Genomic DNA, 13,254 nt, shown 5'->3' with positions numbered 1-13,254 from the left:
GGCAGGCGCGGTAGCCTTTCTGCTGGCTGACATGCCGAATAACAGCGTGGTGATTGTGGAACATGAAAGCGCGGCGTATCCGGACAGGGATATCAGCGACGTTAGCAACATTCGGCCAGGCCGCCGCCACGAGTAATATTATGCCGGAGCAGTGACCGATGAAGAAAAGCTTGTGAACGTTTGCTGCCCGCCGGGATAAGGCGGGCGAGCGTTAGCGGTTAGCCCAGCGTTTTAAATGCTTTGATCCGCTGCAGGTGCGAGGAGATGTTTTTGAATTTATGCGGCTGGTGGTCATCCCAGACGATTTCATAATAGTCACCCAACGTTGACGCGCTACGCTGGCTGTCCAGCGCCTCGTCGCGTCGGGAGAGGATCACCAGGCAGCGATCGCGGTTTTTTTCCCGAAAGTTGCTGACGCACTTGGTGGCAATATCCACATACTCTTCAGGCCTGTCGATTTTGCCCGGCATGTTTTCTTCTGGCCACAGGTTGGGATTGAACATTACCTGACGGATATCGTTCAGAAAGCCGATGCGCTCGGCCCAATAACCGCCTAACCCTACGCCGCAGATCAGCACGCGTTCATCGTCGCTGCTGCTCAGAAGCTTGTGGGTTTCATTCAGCAAATATTGCATATCATGTTTAGGATGCAGCGTGCTGTAGCTCAACAGCCGTACATCGGGATCGATAAACTGCAGCTGCAGCACTTTTTCATGATTGCCGGGACTGGTTGAATCAAACCCGTGCAGATAGATGATCATCGCCCTTCTCCTGTGGTGTATGCGTCAGCCTCGCTGCTCCAGCCAGCGGGTTTGCAGCTTGCTTAACGCCTGGCTGCTCTCTTTCCAGCGCGGCGAAGCCAGCAGCTGCTGGCGGGTAAACGTGCCACGATGGTACAGCTGCGTAGCGCGTTCGGCATTGATCGGCGACAGATTATCCAGCACGCTGACGGCGCCCTGACGGTTGTTGCAGACCAGGATCATATCGCAGCCGGCGTCCAGCGAAGCCTGACCGCGTTCGGCATAGCTGCCCATAATCGCTGCGCCTTCCATCGACAGATCGTCGGAAAAAATCACGCCGTCGAAACCCAGCTCTTTGCGCAGCACTTTTTTCAACCAGTGCGAGGAACCGCTGGCCGGATGCGGGTCTACCTGAGTATAGATAACGTGCGCAGGCATCACCGCATCCAGCCTGTTTTCGTCAATCAGCTGCTTAAAGATCTGCATATCGTGCTGACGAATCATCGCTTCGGGACGATCGTCGCGCGGCGTTTCTTTATGCGAGTCCGCGCTTACCGCACCGTGACCGGGAAAATGCTTGCCGGTGGTTTTCATACCCGCTTCATGCATGCCATCAATAAAACGGCGCGCCATCGCCAGCGCCACGGCAGGATCGTCATGGAAACTGCGTTCGCCGATTGCCGCGCTGCCGTGTCCTATATCCAGTACGGGCGCGAAGCTGATATCAATATCCATCGCGATCATTTCGGCAGCCATCAGCCAGCCCGCTTCCTGCGCCAGCCTTGCCGCTTCGGCTTCGCTGTTCAGCGCGGCAAAAGATTGCATCGCAGGCAGGCGCGTAAAGCCTTCGCGGAAGCGCTGCACGCGCCCGCCCTCCTGATCGACCGCGATCGCCAGGCGATGACGCGAGGCCGCGCGGATCTGCCTGATCAGCTCCTGAAGCTGCTCAGGATCGTGGTAGTTGCGGGTAAACAGGATTAGCCCGCCCACCAGCGGATGCTGTAAAATTTCCCGCTCTTCCGCGTCCAGCTCGTAACCGAGCACATCTAACATTACCGGTCCCACAGATTACCTCTTATGATCGAACTCGCTGCCAGGCCTGTGCCGCCAGCGTATAAAACGTCTGTTCGCCGCTCTGCTGCCAGCGCAGCTCGTACCAGCTTGCCGCCAGCAGCGTCAGCCAGGGCTGCCAGCGCGCCATCTGCTGCCGTAGCCTTGCCGCATCCAGCCGTTGCAGCGCGGCATAGCGCTCGGTTAGCGCGCGCTGCTGCTCAGCATCCAGCGCGTTTCCTGCTACCAGCGCGGCCAGCTCCAGCGCGACATCGCCATCGCTGGCATACTCCCAGTCAATCAGCCGCAGGCTATTTTGCTGACGGATCAGATTGCCCGGATGCACATCCATATGCAGCAGCGCCCGCCGCAGCGGTTTTGGCTCGCCGCGCCGCTGTAGCCGCTGCAATGCCCGCAGCCAGCCGCAGTGCCGCCGTGCAGGCCGACTGAGCTGCCAGTAGCGCTCCAGCAGCTTTTGCAGCTGCAAAGGATAGCCGCTGAGCGGCTGTTGGTGCAGCCTTGCCAGCTCGCTGACAACCGCGTCCAGCGCGCCGGGAAAGGCCGCCTCGCTCAGCGCCTCGCCCGGCTGCCAGCCCAGCAGCAGCCAGTTATCAGCATAGCCGCAGGCGGCAGGCGCGAGATCGCAGCCGGAAAGCTTGCGTAAAATACGATACTCACGCTGGCGATCCACACCCGGCACGGGATTATCCTGTCGCTGATGGCGGGCCAGCAGCGTTGCCCTTTCCAGCTCCACCTTTGCCGTCAGCCCCGTCAGGCCGTGCAGCGGAAAAAAAGAACCGGCGGATCGCTCCGCCGGAAATCGTTGTTTAATCAGCCTGCTCAGTGCGGGATCAATGCTGTACGACACCGTTACCCGACCAGATGATTTCGCCAGTCTGCACCAGCATCAGCTGCATTTGCAGTTCCGGCGATTTTACGTCGCCCTTAGCGTTGGTATAGAGCACATACTGTGCGCCAACGTAGCGAGCCAGGCCGACGGCTTTACTGCGCGAGCTCAGGCTGTCTTCGGCTGACAGTCCCAGCGTCTGTTTAGCGGTAGCAAGCTGTTCAGGCGTCACCAGCTTGAACTGGGTGTTATTTTGCAGCGCGCTTTGCAGCGAAGCGGTGGCTTTGGCGCGTTGCAGGCTGCCGTTGGTGCTGTTTTTCACGCCGTCGATCAGCAATACGCTACCGGGCGTGATGCCGTCCGCTTTCAGCATTTGCGCCACCAGCGGCGTTACGCTGGCATCCCAGTTAATCGACTGCATTTTAGGCGGCTGCGGCACCGTTTCCGGCGGCGGCGGCTGGGTCGGCACGGGCTGCGGCTGTTCGGGAACCGGCTGCACCGGCTCGACGGGCGCGGGCTGTTGCTGCTGTTGCACCACACAGCCGCTAAGAATAAGCGCCAGCAACATGACGCCCGAGAGTTTAGCTATCTTCCTTTCCACGCAATAATCTCCTACAGATACAGGTAAAGGCGAACCTTACTGGCCGTCAGGTTACCCGTTTGCGACGATATTTCAACACTGCTATGCGGCGCGACCGTAATCTTGCGAGGCGCTTCGAAGGGCAGAATTTCCAGCCCTTTATCGTCATACCAGTAAAAGCGATAGTAGAGCGTAACGGGTTTTTCCTGCTGGTTATAGAGCTGCGAAGCGCCTCGCTGCTGCCCTTCATGCTCCGATATCACCGGCTCGCCGGTAAGGATCCCCGCCGACAGTACCGATGATTCCATAACCAGCGACTGCGAAGTATCAATGGTCGTGCGATCGCTGGCGCAGCCGCTCAGCAACGCCAGCATGGCGCCCAGGACGATAATCCGCATCATAGTGCCTCCGGCACGTTATTCAGCCAGCATCGGGCCCAGCGGACGACCGCCAACCAGATGCAAATGGATATGATAGACTTCCTGTCCGCCATGCTGATTGCAGTTCATGATCAGACGATAGCCGTCCTCGGCGATCCCTTCCTGTTTAGCGATTTTCGCGGCCACCACAATCATCCGGCCCAGCGCGGCTTCATGCCCCGCCACCGCATCGTTGGCGGTAGGGATCAGGATATTCGGCACGACCAGAATGTGCGTCGGCGCTTTTGGCGAGATATCGCGAAAGGCCGTGACCAGCTCGTCCTGATAAACAATATCGGCCGGGATTTCGCGGCGGATAATTTTACTGAAAATCGTTTCTTCAGCCATGATGCATGTCCTTAAGCTATGAGATGAGTTACGGCAGTATGAGCGAGATATTTGTTTTCTTTCAACCTTCCGCTGGCTTTTCTTTACTGTCTGCCGCTTTTCGCGGCGCTGACCGCAGATTTATCGCCTTACGTGACGCTTTGCGCGAGTAACGTTTGCCTGTTTGAGGTGTTACAGAGAGGGGGTTCACTTTTCCTGACGGACTACTGTTGATGAAAAGGTGCAGGACAGTGCTTTGTATCTGGCAATGACTACCGACTGTGACAGATATAAATCGGGTAACATAATCCGTCACCTTTATGGCTGACTGCTTTTGATCTACTGATTTATTTGCCACGAGAAGCAACGGCGCATCTCCTCTTTTTATTGCACACCAGGCTAAAGCTCAAACCGTCTTAAATTGGCCATAATATCGCTATACGTATTATCGGCAGCAGATAACTACCCTTTAAAAAATAAATAAGTTTTATTGATAAATTAAGTTAACAGCAGAGATAATACTTGTGGAATAAACACCTGAATCAAGTAAGAAGTTATGACTCTTTGTCATGCCATAGTTTCAGCAATACCCACCTGGCCTACGTTTATCCACTAAAAATGAACATGGCCTTGATAAAAGGATATTTACATGTCTACTTTTCCAGCTGCTGAGGCTGAGAGTAATCAGAGCGGTAACACAAGACCCGCTTTACGTGAACAGCGCCTGCAGGAGCTGTTGGAAAGCTGTCAAAGCCATATATTGCAGCAGCTAATTGGTCCATTTGGACTGAATAGTACGATGTTTACTGACAGCGATGGCGGCAACGTAACGACTACCCATAATTTCGAAAAAGGCGTGGTGGCGACGGACAGCGATAAAGCACGTTACGAGGCCTGGTCCGAGACAAACAGCGGTGGCTACAACCGCAAGCCTTACGACAAAGAGCTGTCTGGCAAACGCAAAGACATGTTCATGAAAGACGAACCCGTTATTTCTGCTTATACCGGCAATGAACTAAAAAGAGATGGTACAACTCATCTCGACCATGTCGTTTCCGCTAATCGCATTGAAACAGACAGCCGTAATAATCTATTTATGACGCAGGCGCAACGGGTAGCAATGGCTAACGATCCTAAAAACCTCGTTGCGGCAGAGAGTAATATCAATCAGTCCATGCAGGAAATGGAGAAAAATGAATGGGCTGATAAGGTGCGTAAAAATAATAAAGGGCAAGGCCTGAGCAATACAGAATATTTTGGCATAGACAGGGAAAAGCTCGCACAGACGGCCAGTACGGCAGAGGCACATGTCAAAAAAGATGTACTGATAGCTCAGGTAAAAAAACAGGGTGCGGAACTGGCGAAAACCGGGGCGCAACAGGCGATAAGATCTGCACTCCGTCAGGCGCTGGGCATAGCATTGCACACGCTTGTTAATCATACCTTTATCGAGCTTAAGCGGCTGTTTAACGACCCTGATAAAAGCAATCTGATCGACAGACTGACGGCGGCGCTCAAACGCGTGGTCAATCAAGTCTTATCTAAACTGCGTGCCATGTGGGATGCGGCTGTAAACGGCCTGCTGCAGGGATTTATCAGCAACCTGCTGACCTTTCTGATCAATAACTTTATTACCACAGCAGCAAAAGTTGTCTCTGTGATCCGTGAAGGGATGGCAGGCCTGTGGAAAGCGGTAAAAATGTTGATCAATCCGCCACCCGGCCAGACCGGTATTGAAACCGCGCGCGCCGTGACAAAAATTTTAGCCGGTGTAGTAACAACCTCTTTGGGGCTCATGTTTGAAGAGGCTATCAAAGGCTTTCTGTCCGGCATTCCGCTGCTGCTGCCAATGGTGGGGATCCTTTCTCCCGCCATCACCGCTATCCTCACAGGGATTGTTTCGTCGCTAGTTGTCTACGGCCTGGATCGTTTTTTCGACTGGCTTTCTCAAACCGGCACCGAACGCCTGAAGGCGATGGAAGTCGGTCTGGATGCGGGTAAAGAGAACATGGGGAAAATGGCACAGTGGCTGGAACTCCAGTTTCAGAATTCTGCAAGCTATCGCATGATCGGTGCAGACTACCAGCTTATCGAATCCCACCTGAAGAGCGCTCGCAACAGCCAAAGTGACGCCGCAGCCAGCCAACGCACACGAATACAGGCGAATCAGCAATTCAATCAACAACTGGACGCTAACATCGACTCGCTCGGCGCTGCAGAGGCTGATGTCATGCTGCTTCTGGAAAATTATCTGGCAAAGGATCCTTTGTAATGGATGTCATTAAAGATTTGGCGCAGGTTCGCGTATCAGAAGCCATGCTCCGACAGGTAGATGTGCCCGGTCTGTTGAAGAGTTTCAAGGAAGATTACGACAAGCTGGATAATCTTAAAAAAGACAGGGAAAAGCATGAGGCTCGTCATGCGGTCTCTCGCTGGTGGAATTCTGACGAGCTGGAAACGGCGCAGCTGAACGCCGCCGAACTGCAGGCCAGCTTCGCTAAAAAGCTGGGCCAGCTGATGATGATTTCCATCGCCCAGGCCCAGATGCTGAATGAGCAACAGCAGCAGCTGCAAAATCAACAAACCCGCATCAAAAAACAGACCAATGAGATAGCTGAAACAAATGAGGTCATTAAAGGACAGCAGGAGACGCTGGCAGTACAGCAGCAGTCGTTGGAAAAGTTGATTAATGACTATTTTGAATTAAAAGGCTTAACGGCCAAAGGCGCTAAACAGCTTATCCTTATTGCTCATGAAGTTAAGCAGACTAAAGAGCAATTGTTGGAAGCCTTTGACGAAAAGCTTTTGGAAGCACAAAGGCTTCATCAACAAACTGAACTAAGCCTGCAACATTACGACATCGCCTGGCAGCGCCAGCGTCAGCAGATACAGGATGAATCGCAGGCGCTGGCTCGTTGCGTGGAAGATCAGCTTGCCAATCAGCAAAAAGACGTGAGCGAGGCGCTTAAGGTAGCGCAACAGCAAACGGAAGCCTTTTGCCAGAAGCTCCACCAACAGTATGAGCAGCAAACTATAGCTTTAAAACAATGGAGCGAGGATGCATTAGCCATGCAGCAGAGCAGGCTGGCGCGCGTGCAAATGCTGGCTGTCGGCAGCCTTTCAGCTGCTGCTGGCGCGCTTGTCTGGATTGGATGGATGAATCGCGGCCTTTTTGGCGGCTGACATTTACGCCGGATAAAAAAAGCCCCACTCGAAGGTGGGGCTTTTTGTTTTATCTTACCGATTGATTACTGCTTGCGGATGTACTCATCCATCTCGGTTTTCAGGTTATCGGATTTGGTGCCGAAAATGGCCTGAACGCCGGAACCCGCCACGACCACGCCCGCTGCGCCAAGCTGTTTCAGACCGGACTGATCCACTTTGGATACGTCCGCCACGCTGACGCGTAAACGCGTGATGCAGGCATCAAGGTTAGTGATGTTCTCTTTACCACCGAAAGCGGCAACCAGGTTAGCAGCCATTTCACTGGAATTACCTGCCGTTTGCGTCGTTGAAGTTTCTTCACGGCCCGGCGTTTTCAGATTCAATTTAACAATCAGCACGCGGAACACGGTGTAGTAAACCAGACCGTACAGGATACCGATAATCGGGAACAGCCAGATACGGCTGCTGTTGCCGCTCAGCACCACAAAGTCAATCAGGCCGTGCGAGAAGCTGGTGCCGTCGCGCATCCCCAGCAGGATACAGATAGGGAAAGCCAGACCGGCCAGGATAGCGTGGATCGCATACAGGACTGGCGCCACGAACATAAAGGAGAATTCGATTGGCTCGGTGATGCCGGTCAGGAACGAGGTCAGCGCGGCGGAAATCATGATGCCGCCCACTTTCGCACGGTTTTCTGGTTTAGCGGAGTGCCAGATAGCAATCGCTGCCGCAGGCAGGCCGTACATTTTAAACAGGAAGCCGCCGGAGAGTTTGCCCGCGGTCGGGTCGCCTGCCATATAGCGCGGGATATCGCCGTGGAAAACCTGACCAGCCGCATTGGTGAACTCGCCGATCTGCATCTGGAAAGGCACGTTCCAGATATGGTGCAGACCAAACGGCACCAGAGAACGCTCAATTACGCCGTAGATACCGAAAGCGACTACCGGGTTCTGATAGGCGGCCCACTGTGAGAATTCCTGAATGGCGGTACCAACTGGCGGCCAGATAAAGGAAAGCAGGATACCGATAAAGATCGCCGTGAAACCGGAGATAATTGGAACAAAGCGCTTACCCGCAAAGAAGCCGAGATATTCCGGCAGCTTGATACGGTAGAAGCGGTTAAACATATAGGCTGCTATCGAACCGGCGATAATACCGCCCAATACGCCCGTATCGGCGAGATGCTTCGCTTCGATCTCCCCGGCTGGCATATGCAGCACCAGCGGTGCTACGACCGCCATCGTTTTTACCATGATGCCGTAGGCCACCACCGCCGCCAGCGCAGAAACGCCATCATTGTTGGTAAAGCCCAGCGCCACGCCGATGGCGAAAATCAGCGGCATATTGGCAAAGACGGATCCACCTGCTTCCGCCATAACGTGAGAGACAACGGCGGGCAGCCAGCTGAAGTTGGCGGAGCCTACGCCAAGCAGAATACCGGCAATCGGCAGCACCGATACCGGCAACATCAGCGATTTACCGACCTTTTGCAGGTTTGCAAATGCGTTTTTGAACATAGTGTGAAACTCCTGAGTATGGGTGCTTTACGCGCTTTTCAACGCGATATAACGGGGGGAGGACCCGCTATGGGTGGAGCGCTTTGCGCCCTCGTGATTTATTACGAACTGTAAAATAATTCCGAAAGCATTTGTTTGACGGTTATCACGTTTCACTGAACAACCGCCTGCTATGTAGTTTAATTCCCGGAAATTTGCCAGTTTTTGCCCATTGAAAAGCCGTATCGCCCACAAACAGGCGATACGAACTACTTTTTTTACAAATTTATTACGAGCAATAAAATAAAGCGCTTAGTCGGTAAGACGGCTCATCGGCACGTGGAAAAGGCGGGAGAAATTCGCGGTGGTGGCTTCGGCCAGCGTTTCAATACTGACGCCTTTCACTACGGCCATATAGTCCGCTACATCGCGCGTGTAGGCGGGCTGATTCTCTTTGCCGCGGTAAGGCACGGGCGCCAGATAAGGCGAATCGGTTTCCACCAGCATGCGATCGAGCGGAACATAGCGTGCCGCTTCGCGGATCGTTTCCGCATTGCGGAAAGTGGCAATGCCGGAAAACGAAATATAAAAGCCCATATCCAGCAGCTTTTCCGCCGTTTCCCGATCTTCCGTGAAGCAGTGCAGTACGCCGCCGCACCCTTCCACCTTCTCTTCTTTCAGGATCGCCAGCGTATCCTCGCGCGCATCGCGCGTATGCACAATAACCGGTTTATTCAGATCGCGGCCGATGCGAATATGCTCGCGGAAAGAGGCATGCTGCTGCGCCATGGTTTCTTTCTGATAGTAGTAGTCCAGCCCGGTTTCGCCCATGGCGATAACACGCTCGTCGGCGGCCAGCTGGCGCAGCTCGGCAAAATCATAAGGTTCATCCTGATTGAGCGGATGCACGCCGCAGGAGTACGCCACGTTGGGACGATCGCCAATCAGGTCGGTCATCGCTTTATAGCCGGGCAGCGTGGTCGCTACCGCCAGCATAAACTTCACGTCGCGTGCGGCGGCTTTCGCCAGCACGTCATCCACATCGCGGTGCAGGCTTTCATAATTCAGGCCGTCAAGATGACAGTGGGAATCTACTAAAAACATAATTATTCTCTGGTTCGTTAGCCGACCACGGAAGCATGGAGCATTTGCTCCCACGCCAGCAGCTGGTCGGTCAATAAGAGTTCACGGTTTACGGCCACCACGTTCAGCAGGCGATCGCGGCACAGGAACCATTGGCGAATGCTCTCATCCAGCGCGCTGGCCGGTAGCTGACGGGCAACCTCCGCCACCAGCGTCTGGCTGTCGGCATTGGCGATAAAGCGCCCGCCGCCCTGCTGCCATTTCAGCGCATCCACCAGCAGCGCGCAAAGCCAGCCGGTACGCGCCGCCGCGTCGTCGTGGTTCAGAACGGGCAGCAAGGATAGCATATCTTTTTGCAGCGCCCCCGGCAGCGCCTCGCACAGCGCCTGCCGCGCCGCCCAGCTTTTTTCCAGCAGCGTTTGCGCCGCTGCAGGCGCGCCGCCGCTTAGCCGCAGCGCGGTCAGGCAATCCTGCTGTGATGCGCCAGCCTGCTTTTGCAGCCAGCTCAGGCTTTGCGTCTCGTCCGGCGCGGCCAGGTGAACGCTTTGACAGCGGCTGCGCAGCGTGGCCAGCAGCTGTGACGGCTGCTGGCAGCAGAGCAAAAACCAGGTGTTCACCGGCGGCTCTTCCAGCGTTTTCAGCAGCGCGTTGGCGGCGGCCTCCGTCAGCTGAGCGGCATCGGGCAGCCAGACCACTTTCGCTCCGCCCTGCTGGGCATGATGGAAGAGCTTCTCCGTAACGCCGCGCACCGCATCAATACCCAGCGAGCTTTTGCCCTTTTCCGCCGACAGTTCGTACCAGTCCGGATGCGTATGGGCCTGCATCAAACAACAGGCGTGGCACTCTCCGCAGCTTTTCAGCCCGTCTCTGCGCTGGCACATCAGCCAGCGGCTGATCCCCCAGACCAGCGAGGCATCGCCCATGCCCGGCAGCGCCTGGAGCAGCAGCGCGTGGTGTCCGCGTCCGGCCTGATGCTGGCCGACGATCTGCCGGTAAGGCTGGTTAAGCCACGGATACCAGATCATGACCGTACCTGTAGCCACTGCGCCAGCGTCTGTCGGATAGCGGCGGAGACGCCCTCTATATCCTGCGTGGCGTCGATAGTTTTAATGCTTTCGTCCGCGGCGGCCAGCGTCAGATAGCGTTCACGCGTGCGGGTAAAGAAGTTCAGCGACTCCTGTTCGATCCGATCTAATGCGCCTCGCGAGCGGGCGCGTTGCAGACCGATTTCTGGCGTCACGTCCAGATAGAGGGTCAAATCAGGCGCGAAATCACCCAGTACGCTCTGTTTCAGCTGCGCCATCAGACGGATATCCATGCCTCGCCCGCCGCCCTGATAGGCCTGAGAAGAGAGATCGTGGCGATCGCCAACCACCCAGGCGCCGCGCGCCAACGCCGGTTTAATGACATTCTCCACCAGCTGCACTCGCGCCGCGTAAAGCATCAGCAGCTCCGCGCGGTCGGTGATCTGCTCGCCTTCAATCCCCTGCTTGATCAACTCGCGGAGTTTTTCCGCCAGCGGCGTGCCGCCCGGTTCGCGGGTAAAGACGATATCCTCAATGCCGTGCTGTTTAAGCGTCGCAACGATGGTATCCCGAGCGGTCGTTTTGCCCGCGCCTTCCAGCCCTTCGATAACGATAAAATTACTTTTCATTTTTTTCCTTGAGCAGCAGGCGCCACGCCTGGACCGCGCGATTGTGGCTCGCCAGGTTAGTGGTAAAAGTGTGTCCGCCTTTGCCGTCCGCAACAAAATAAAGGAAGTCCGTTTTTTCCGGATGCGCCGCGGCTTCCAGCGAGGCTTTGCCCGGCGTGGCGATAGGCCCCGGCGGCATGCCGGCAATCACATAGGTGTTATAGGCCGTCGGCGTTTCCAGATCCTTGCGCGTCAGCGTGCCTTTATAGCTGTCGCCCATACCGTAAATCACGGTCGGATCGGTCTGCAAACGCATTCCCAGCCGCAGACGATTGATAAATACCGAAGCGACCTTGCTGCGCTCTTCGCCCAACGCCGTCTCTTTTTCCACAATCGACGCCATGGTTAACAAATCATTTTTATCTTTATAGGGCAGCCCGTCCGCTTTGTTCTGCCACAGCGTATCGACGATTTTTACCATCTGGCCGTGAGCCCGCTCCAGGATCGCCACGTCCGTGGTATTGGCGGTGTAGGAATAGGTATCGGGATAGAACCAGCCTTCGACGTTTTGCTCCGACATTTTCAGCGTCTGACCCAGCGTGGTCAGTTTATCGTCAGCCAGCGTGTGTTTGATATAGGGCGCTGCGCGCAGCTGCGCCAGCCACTCCTGCATCCGCGACCCTTCGATAAACCGGATCGGGAACTGCGCCTCTTTACCGCTGGAGAGCAGCGCCAGCATCTGGCGTACCGTCATACCCTGCGTGAAGCGATAGGTACCGGCTTTAAAATTCGCCAGCTCCGGCTCCAGCTTGAGCAGCCAGCCAAACCAGATGGAATGCGGAATAATTTTTTGCCTGTTCAGCTCGGCTTCCAGCACCACGCGGCCCGATCCGGCCGGAAGCGTGAAAATCGTCTCATGGTTAATCGAGAGCGGCGAACCGGCCAGCTGCTTAATTTGCCAGTAGCTGAAAGCCAAACCGGCGATAACAAGCGCGACGATCCCGCCGACTAGTTTGCGTTTTACTGTCATAAATTTCCCTGAAAATCGTGCTCATTGATCCGATTAAACAACGTTCTTGAGCGATAAAACCGGTTGTCTATCTCCACTACCGGCAGCACTGGCATCAGCGCATTGGTGATAAAAATTTCGTCCGCTTGTTCGAGGATCTGTGGCGGTACGCTGACTTCCCTGACTCTGACACCCTGCGCGGCCAGCAGCCGCATCACCCGCTGACGCTGGATACCGTTTACGCCGGCCTGCGTCACGTCGGGGGTAAAAACTTCCTCGCCTTTACGCCAGAATAAATTTGCCGCACAGCATTCCACCAGCAGCCCCTGAGTGTCAAGGACCAGCGCTTCGTCAGCGCCGGTCTGCTCAAGCTCTGTGCGAATGAGTACCTGTTCCAGGCGATTAAGATGCTTGATACCGGCTAACTGCGGATTGCGGCCCAAACGGATGGTGCTTAGCGCCAGCCTTACGCCCGTCTGGCGCAGCTGATGATAATGCGTCGGATAGTCCGACAGCATAATGATGCGTGAAGCCTGCTGGCAGCCGCTGGCGCTGTAGCCCCGGCCGCCGACACCGCGAGAAACAATAACTTTAAGCACGCCGGTTGTACGCGTCGCGGCGGCTATCTTCATCTCTTGCCGCAGGGCTTGCCAGTCAACATCACGGATTAGCAGGCGCTCGCAGGCCTGCTGTAATCGTTCAAGATGCGCGCGCAGGTCAAAGACTTCACCCTGCTCTATACGGGCCGTAGTAAAACAGCCGTCACCAAACTGTACGGCGCGGTCCCTGACGGACAAATGCTCCTGAGGCTGACCGTTTATCCAGATCATCTGCTCTCCTTATTTGCTACGCGCAAGCTTACCTGCATCCTCGCGTAGATTCACGTCCGTTTAAACGGCTAAAGT

General features: G+C 55.4%; 14 protein-coding genes. 2 read left to right on the top strand and 12 right to left on the bottom strand.

Annotated features, from left to right (window positions below):
* Positions 1-218 precede the first annotated feature (218 nt).
* From ycfP to hinT, 6 genes are read right to left on the bottom strand one after another with little or no spacing between them, the layout of a single operon-like run.
* Positions 219-761 carry an alpha/beta hydrolase YcfP gene (gene ycfP, locus ACVWZ0_RS09045; protein ID WP_253454581.1) on the bottom strand — a complete coding sequence of 181 codons (543 nt, stop codon included), beginning with the start codon at positions 759-761 and terminating at the stop codon, positions 219-221.
* Between the two features lie 24 nt (positions 762-785).
* Positions 786-1,805 (bottom strand): beta-N-acetylhexosaminidase, encoded by a 1,020-nt coding sequence (nagZ, locus tag ACVWZ0_RS09040; protein ID WP_253454582.1) that lies wholly within the window; start codon positions 1,803-1,805, stop codon positions 786-788.
* 10 nt (positions 1,806-1,815) lie between these two features.
* On the bottom strand, positions 1,816-2,658 hold the full coding sequence (thiK, locus tag ACVWZ0_RS09035) for a thiamine kinase (protein ID WP_253454583.1): 843 nt from the start codon (positions 2,656-2,658) through the stop codon (positions 1,816-1,818).
* Complete coding sequence (lpoB, locus tag ACVWZ0_RS09030; RefSeq protein ID WP_301289722.1) at positions 2,642-3,205, bottom strand: penicillin-binding protein activator LpoB; 564 nt, start codon at positions 3,203-3,205, stop codon at positions 2,642-2,644. The genes thiK and lpoB overlap by 17 nt, the downstream gene beginning before the upstream one ends.
* Positions 3,206-3,249: 44 nt before the next feature.
* The gene (locus tag ACVWZ0_RS09025; protein WP_253461015.1) at positions 3,250-3,615 is read right to left on the bottom strand and encodes a YcfL family protein; all 366 of its coding nucleotides are present in this window, start codon (positions 3,613-3,615) and stop codon (positions 3,250-3,252) included.
* 18 nt (positions 3,616-3,633) lie between these two features.
* Positions 3,634-3,984 carry a purine nucleoside phosphoramidase gene (gene hinT, locus ACVWZ0_RS09020; protein ID WP_253454585.1) on the bottom strand — a complete coding sequence of 117 codons (351 nt, stop codon included), beginning with the start codon at positions 3,982-3,984 and terminating at the stop codon, positions 3,634-3,636.
* Between the two features lie 628 nt (positions 3,985-4,612).
* Between hinT and ACVWZ0_RS09015 the strand changes: the two genes are divergently transcribed.
* Both ACVWZ0_RS09015 and ACVWZ0_RS09010 read left to right on the top strand, forming a co-directional pair.
* Positions 4,613-6,235 carry an AI-2E family transporter gene (locus ACVWZ0_RS09015; protein ID WP_253454586.1) on the top strand — a complete coding sequence of 541 codons (1,623 nt, stop codon included), beginning with the start codon at positions 4,613-4,615 and terminating at the stop codon, positions 6,233-6,235.
* A gap of 245 nt (positions 6,236-6,480) precedes the next feature.
* Positions 6,481-7,146 carry a hypothetical protein gene (locus ACVWZ0_RS09010; protein ID WP_253454587.1) on the top strand — a complete coding sequence of 222 codons (666 nt, stop codon included), beginning with the start codon at positions 6,481-6,483 and terminating at the stop codon, positions 7,144-7,146.
* A 65-nt stretch (positions 7,147-7,211) separates the two neighbouring features.
* Here ACVWZ0_RS09010 and ptsG read toward each other — a convergent pair whose 3' ends face one another.
* The 6 genes from ptsG to pabC form a co-directional block, all read right to left on the bottom strand.
* Positions 7,212-8,645 (bottom strand): PTS glucose transporter subunit IIBC, encoded by a 1,434-nt coding sequence (ptsG, locus tag ACVWZ0_RS09005; RefSeq protein ID WP_253454588.1) that lies wholly within the window; start codon positions 8,643-8,645, stop codon positions 7,212-7,214.
* A 291-nt stretch (positions 8,646-8,936) separates the two neighbouring features.
* Positions 8,937-9,728, bottom strand: coding sequence for a metal-dependent hydrolase (locus tag ACVWZ0_RS09000; protein WP_253454589.1), 792 nt, complete (start codon positions 9,726-9,728; stop codon positions 8,937-8,939).
* A gap of 17 nt (positions 9,729-9,745) precedes the next feature.
* Complete coding sequence (gene holB / locus ACVWZ0_RS08995) at positions 9,746-10,732, bottom strand: DNA polymerase III subunit delta' (protein WP_253454590.1); 987 nt, start codon at positions 10,730-10,732, stop codon at positions 9,746-9,748.
* A complete protein-coding gene (tmk, locus tag ACVWZ0_RS08990; protein WP_253454591.1) occupies positions 10,729-11,361 on the bottom strand; it encodes a dTMP kinase in 633 nt (210 codons plus the stop codon). The genes holB and tmk overlap by 4 nt, the downstream gene beginning before the upstream one ends.
* A complete protein-coding gene (gene mltG, locus ACVWZ0_RS08985; RefSeq protein WP_253454592.1) occupies positions 11,351-12,370 on the bottom strand; it encodes an endolytic transglycosylase MltG in 1,020 nt (339 codons plus the stop codon). The genes tmk and mltG overlap by 11 nt, the downstream gene beginning before the upstream one ends.
* The gene (gene pabC / locus ACVWZ0_RS08980; protein WP_253454593.1) at positions 12,367-13,179 is read right to left on the bottom strand and encodes an aminodeoxychorismate lyase; all 813 of its coding nucleotides are present in this window, start codon (positions 13,177-13,179) and stop codon (positions 12,367-12,369) included. The genes mltG and pabC overlap by 4 nt, the downstream gene beginning before the upstream one ends.
* Between the last annotated feature and the right edge of the window lie 75 nt (positions 13,180-13,254).

The organism is Erwinia sp. TECH1 (assembly GCF_054057575.1).
The sequence above is the reverse complement of the archived record's forward strand: the minus strand, read 5'-3'. Positions and strand labels throughout refer to the sequence as shown.

Coding starts and splice junctions, on each gene's coding strand:
- ycfP (WP_253454581.1), bottom strand. CDS start 761: ATGATCATCTATCTGCACGGGTTTGATTCAACCAGTCCCGGCAATCAT.
- lpoB (WP_301289722.1), bottom strand. CDS start 3,205: ATGTTGCTGGCGCTTATTCTTAGCGGCTGTGTGGTGCAACAGCAGCAA.
- ACVWZ0_RS09025 (WP_253461015.1), bottom strand. CDS start 3,615: ATGCGGATTATCGTCCTGGGCGCCATGCTGGCGTTGCTGAGCGGCTGC.
- hinT (WP_253454585.1), bottom strand. CDS start 3,984: ATGGCTGAAGAAACGATTTTCAGTAAAATTATCCGCCGCGAAATCCCG.
- ACVWZ0_RS09015 (WP_253454586.1), top strand. CDS start 4,613: ATGTCTACTTTTCCAGCTGCTGAGGCTGAGAGTAATCAGAGCGGTAAC.
- ACVWZ0_RS09010 (WP_253454587.1), top strand. CDS start 6,481: ATGATGATTTCCATCGCCCAGGCCCAGATGCTGAATGAGCAACAGCAG.
- ptsG (WP_253454588.1), bottom strand. CDS start 8,645: ATGTTCAAAAACGCATTTGCAAACCTGCAAAAGGTCGGTAAATCGCTG.
- ACVWZ0_RS09000 (WP_253454589.1), bottom strand. CDS start 9,728: ATGTTTTTAGTAGATTCCCACTGTCATCTTGACGGCCTGAATTATGAA.
- holB (WP_253454590.1), bottom strand. CDS start 10,732: ATGATCTGGTATCCGTGGCTTAACCAGCCTTACCGGCAGATCGTCGGC.
- tmk (WP_253454591.1), bottom strand. CDS start 11,361: ATGAAAAGTAATTTTATCGTTATCGAAGGGCTGGAAGGCGCGGGCAAA.
- mltG (WP_253454592.1), bottom strand. CDS start 12,370: ATGACAGTAAAACGCAAACTAGTCGGCGGGATCGTCGCGCTTGTTATC.
- pabC (WP_253454593.1), bottom strand. CDS start 13,179: ATGATCTGGATAAACGGTCAGCCTCAGGAGCATTTGTCCGTCAGGGAC.